Genomic DNA, 5,277 nt, shown 5'->3' with positions numbered 1-5,277 from the left:
GTTCTCAAACAACAGACACACCCGGCACCACCACAACCAAACAACCAGTCGCAGATCGCTCCGGAGCAACTTCCCAAACTTACCCGAATCCAAACCACATTGCAAACCAGCGTCTCCGCGGTCCACGGCTCAAACAAGGATCCCCACCCGGATTCCACACGCCATAAAAGCGCCGTTTTCCAGGCCATTCAGAAGGGGGTCGGTCGCTTTCTTTCCGCATCAGCGGCGGCGACTCGAATTACTTTACACGGCCCGGGCACCCCACGCAAATGCACCCGCTAGCGAAAAGGGTGGGCCGGAAATCCGCGGGATTCCGGGGATTTCCGGCCCACAAAGCCCCCTCACGGCATCACCGCCTGTCCGGCTGCCTTATGTGGATTGAGTCACACGGAACGCCACCGTGAAGTCGACTTCCCGCGGCTCCAAGCGATAGCCGTCCAGAACCCCCGGGCCGCAGGCCGCGGTGCCGACGCCATGGCGCATGTGGTCGACGTAGACGTAAGTTCGGCCGTCCGGGCGGAGCTCCGGCTGATGCGTGGCGGCAGCCAGGACTTCCTGGCTGTACGGGCGCACGGTAAGTGCAAATGGTGCGCCGCTAATGGCGAGCCGGCAGGCGTCGAGGTCCAAAGCTGCCGAGTACACTCCGGAACGGGCACCCGACTCCTGGGGGCGGACGTAATCCACGTCCATGTCCCGCAACGGCAATTTGTACCAGCCAAGTTTGGTGCCCTGACCGGTATCCGGGTAGCTGTGATGCGGTCCCTGGCCGAACCATTCCACGGTCCTGGTCGATGTCCCCACGATCAGTTCAACCCCGATCCGCGCCCACGGGACTGGCCAGCCGGCGTCGATCCACGACCCGTCGGGCGTGACCGTGGTCCGCAGGCTGACGCCGGTTCCATCGCTGGACCATGTGTACTCGGCAAGAACCCCGAACTGTTTGCCGGCAGGGGCAACCCGTGTCCGCACAACGAGTTCCTCGCCACCGCCAGCCGAGGGCCGGGAGGAAATGCCGAGGAGCCGCGCGTGCATCCGGTTGAGGCCGGCGTCCAGCCACTGCTTGGCCGCGGGGCGGGGATCCGGGCTGCCCCATTCCGCTCCGAGGTCGTTGTCCGTGGGGGCACGCCACAGCATGAGCCTTAGTCCTTCGACGGGGGTTTCACCCAGCCGGGTAAGCGAACCTGTGGCACGGTCGAAGACGGCTGGCCCTAGGCGCAGCAGCTCCTCTTCGACCTCGACCCTGGCAATGGCCGTTGGCTTCGGGGCGGCCGGCATCTTGGCGGACGCCTGGCCCCAGGCAACCTCGTGCCCTGATTTTGCCCATGCGGCGTCCTCCCGGAGTACGGCCCGTACCGTGAGCACCGCAGGAGCCGGCGCGGCGCGTTCCAGCAGCCCCGCCGGCAGCCGCACATCGGCAGACTCATGCGGCGCCACGGGCGCAACGTCCACCCGGCCGCCGTCGACCGTTACGCCGTCGGCCTCCACAACGTACCGGAACTCCAGTCCCGAGGTGTCAGCGAAATCGAAGCGGTTGGTGAGCGCAAACGCGGACCAGTCCCGCGCCACGTCGATGGATAGCGGCTCGATCACTTTCTTGAAGTCCAGCAGGCCCGGGCGGGGGACGCGGTTGGCGTCCACGAGGCCGTCAGTGACGAAGTTGCCGTCGTGGACTTCCTCGCCGAAGTCTCCGCCGTAAACGAAGTATTCCTTCCCGTCTTCCCCGGTGCGGAGTATGCCGTGCTCGAGCCACTCCCACACGAAGCCGCCCATCAGCCGTGGGTAGCGATCGAAAAGCTCTTGGTATTCGGACATGCCGCCCGGGCCGTTGCCCATGGCGTGGACGTATTCGCACAGGACGAACGGCATGGCACGCCGCCGGGCGTCCAGGCCCGCATCATTCAGGGGAGGTTCCACACCCTGGCCGATCAGCCCGGTCTCCGCCTGGCTGGCGTACATCCTGGAGTAGACGTCCACGTAGGCCGAGGTCCAGTCGCCCTCGTAGTGGATGGGCCTGGAGGGGTCGCGAAGCTTGGTCCAGCGGGACATGGCGGCCAGGTTCTCGCCTGTACCTGCCTCGTTGCCCAGGGACCACATGATGACCGAGGCATGGTTCTTGTCGCGCTCCACCGTCCTGGACATCCGGTCAACAAGCGCGGGCTGCCAGTGCGGATCGGCGCTGGGATTCTGCTTCCAGCCGCCTTCTTCAAAACCGTGGGTTTCCAGATCGCACTCGAGGACAACGTAGAAGCCCAGCTGGTCCGCCAGCGCCAGGAAATCCGGGTGGGGCGGGTAGTGCGACGTCCGGATGGCGTTGATGTTGTGCCGCTTCATGAGCCACAGCTCGCTCTCCATGACCTCCCTCGGCACCACCCGACCCAACTTGGGGTGGTGTTCGTGGCGGTTGACGCCGCGGAGCAGGATCCGGCGCCCGTTGACCTTGAACTGGGCGTCCTCGATGCTGATGGTGCGGAACCCGAGCTGCACGGAGACCGTCTCCCCCGGCGTGCTGACGCTCGCCTCGTACAGCCGTGGAAGCTCGGCCGACCACGGGTCGATGCCCGGGAGCCGATGCTCGGCCCCGGCCGGCAATTCCAGGCCCAGTTCCGGAACGCGCACGACGGCGTCAACCGGCTCGCCCGCCCGGCTCGCCTCGATGCGCAGGATGCCTTCACCGCTGCGGTGGTCGAAGTCAGCGTGGACAAAGACGTCATCAATCCCCTCTTCCGGGCGGGCCTGCAGCGTGACGTCCCTGAAGATGCCGGGCAGCCACCACATGTCCTGGTCCTCCACGAAGCTGGCAGCCGAGAACTGGGCAACCTGGACGGCCAAGACATTCCTGCCCGGTACCAGCACGCCCGCAATATCGAATTCGTGCGCGAGCCGGCTGCCGCGGGTGGTGCCCAGCAGCGTGCCGTTCAGCCAGATGGTTCCGGCAGACTCGATGCCGTCAAAGCGGAGCAGCGCCGACGGGAAATACTCCGGACCCGCCGAAAACTCCACGAACAGATCCCCGACGGGGTTGGCCTCCGGTGCGTGCGGCGGTTCCACGGCAAAGGGGAATTGAACGTTGGTGTACCAGGGTGTCCCGTGGCCGTGCATGGGCCAGCTGGACGGCACCGGGAGATCGGTGAAGTCCGGGCGGTCCCCGCCAGACTGCCAGCCGTCCTGCGGTGCCTGACGGATGCCGGGGTGAAGCCTGAACTTCCACATGCCGTTCAGGGACAGCCGGGGCGCTGCGCTTTCAAGGTAGGCGCGGGCAGGAAGCGTACCCTGCGGCGGGGCCAGGGACTCGATCCCGGCAAGCTGTTCAGCGGCCAGGTCCAGGGCGGATTCCGCTACGGCGACGGCGTCGTGTCCGGTGGTGTGCTCAACTGACATGGCGTTTCCTCGGGTTGGAGTTGTTCCGGTACAGGGGCGCTCGGTTACGAAGTCATGGCACCCGGATTGGTTCGTGAACGTTCACGTTCCATGGATCTTACGCGAGCAGGCCTTTCTTGAACAGGGTGTTCCTCGCTTCGCGTCGGCAAACCTTGCCGCTCACCGCGGCTGCGGCCAGCGGAGGTACCTCCCAAGCGGCTCAGGCCGACTCGCGCAGGATCAGCTGATGCACCAGAGTCAGCCGGGCGGCGTCTGAACCGGGCGCAACGGCGCCGGCCAGGAGCCCTTCCAGGAGTTCGACGGCGGCGCGGCCCACCTCCCGCAGGTCCAGCGCCAAGGTGCTGAGCTCTGGCGTCAGGAATTCCCCCAGCGGGATGCCGTCCATGCCTATGACCGCGCAGTCTTCCGGAACCCTGAGTCCCGCTTCATGAACTGCCTTCAGGACGCCGGCAGCCATCAGATCGTTGAAGACCAGTATCCCATCGGTCTCGGGCCGCTCGCGCAGCAACGCAGCGGCGGCCGCTCGCGCTGCCTCAGCCGTTTCCGCCGCCGTGACCAGCGCCCACGGAGCCCCGGTACCGTACAGGCGCCCAGTGACAGCCCGGCCGCGGACGGTGCACGGCCCAGCCTCAGCTTCTGTTGACGGAACCTGGGCTACGACCTCCGGAGCCCCGAACTTGGATGGGCCAGTGGGTACCTGGCCGGACCCGATCAGGCTGGAGCTGCACGCGTCCAGATAGGCGATATTGCGCCGGTTCGTGTTCCACAGATGATCGACGGCCAGCTTTGCTGCCTCGGCGTAGTCGAAGTTGATGCTTCCTGCTGCACCGCCGGGAGTTTCGTCCAGGACAATCAGCGGGCGCCGGCCCATCACGGCCTGAGCCTGCTCGGCGTACCCACCCAGGTATCCGATGACGGCGTCAACTTGGGGTGCCAGGTGATCCACGGCATCGAGCCCGGTCCGTCCGCCATGGCCATAGTCGTCAACCACGATGTGCCATCCACGTTGGGTGGCCAGCTCCACCACGCTCGAAGCGAACGCCGGGAAATAAGGGTTGGTGAGATCGGGGATGGCAAGTCCCACCGAAGTTCGCGATCCCTGGACGAGGCCCCTCGCAAAACGACTTGGCGTGTATCCAAGTTCACGTGCGAGCTCCTGCACGCGTTCCCGGGTGGATTCTTTGATTCCCGGCATGCCGTTCATGGCGCGCGTGACTGTTTGGCGTGAAACACCTGCGGCGGCCGCTACGTCGAGGATTGTTGCCGGCTTTGCCGGGCGTCCAGAGGATGTAGGGCTCATGGAGTGTAAGTCTAGAGCCGACGCCGGAGAAGCGTCGCCGGAGAAGCTGCTGGACGTGCGGGAGGGTCCCTTGTTTCCGTGCAGGAACTGCGAGAGCGTGCCGGAGAGGGTGCAGGAACTGAGAGAGCGTTGGTTGGTTTCCTGCAGGAACTGCGAGAGCGTGGGTGTGGGGCGGGGTTTAAATGCGGGAGGACCCCCAACGTGGTTGGGGGTCCTCGACCTAATGGTTGTCCGGCGGTGACCTACTCTCCCACACCCTCCCGGGTGCAGTACCATCGGCGCTGTGGGTCTTAGCTTCCGGGTTCGGAATGGGACCGGGCGTTTCCCCCACGCTATGACCGCCGTAACCCTTGTACCCGAACCCCCTGGGGGGTTGGGAAATCTGGTGGTTACAACTTCCTGTGCCGTTCCTCTGTTTCGAGGGGTGGCCCAGGGTGTGGTGTGGTGTGAATCAGTTGTTGCTTCACAAGCAACGGGTTTGTTGGTTGGGAACCACATAGTGGACGCGGGCAGTCTTGTTATCTTCGTACCATTGTGGGTGTGAACGTCTTTTGAATCCGTTCACCAATGGTGTGTGGTGTAAGTTATCGGCCTATTAG

The 5,277-nt window shown here is 65.0% G+C and carries 3 protein-coding genes and 1 rRNA gene; 1 reads left to right on the top strand and 3 read right to left on the bottom strand.

The window, feature by feature from the left end; all coding sequences use genetic code 11:
• The coding region (locus AC1D14_RS22500) for a hypothetical protein (protein WP_476969224.1) at positions 1 to 282 on the top strand (282 nt) is incomplete at its 5' end.
• Positions 283 to 369: 87 nt separating this feature from the next.
• On the opposite strand, the gene AC1D14_RS22495 is transcribed toward AC1D14_RS22500, so the two are convergent.
• From AC1D14_RS22495 to rrf, 3 genes are all read right to left on the bottom strand, one after another.
• Entirely contained in the window at positions 370 to 3,378 is a 3,009-nt protein-coding gene (locus tag AC1D14_RS22495) for a glycoside hydrolase family 2 TIM barrel-domain containing protein (protein ID WP_230121497.1), read from the bottom strand.
• Between the two features lie 199 nt (positions 3,379 to 3,577).
• Positions 3,578 to 4,678 (bottom strand): LacI family DNA-binding transcriptional regulator, encoded by a 1,101-nt coding sequence (locus AC1D14_RS22490; protein WP_230121498.1) that lies wholly within the window; start codon positions 4,676 to 4,678, stop codon positions 3,578 to 3,580.
• 229 nt (positions 4,679 to 4,907) lie between these two features.
• Positions 4,908 to 5,024, bottom strand: a 5S ribosomal RNA gene (gene rrf, locus AC1D14_RS22485).
• Positions 5,025 to 5,277 lie beyond the last annotated feature (253 nt).

The sequence above is a fragment of the Arthrobacter sp. P1_B11 genome (genome assembly GCF_056406715.1).
The sequence above is the reverse complement of the archived record's forward strand: the minus strand, read 5'-3'. Positions and strand labels throughout refer to the sequence as shown.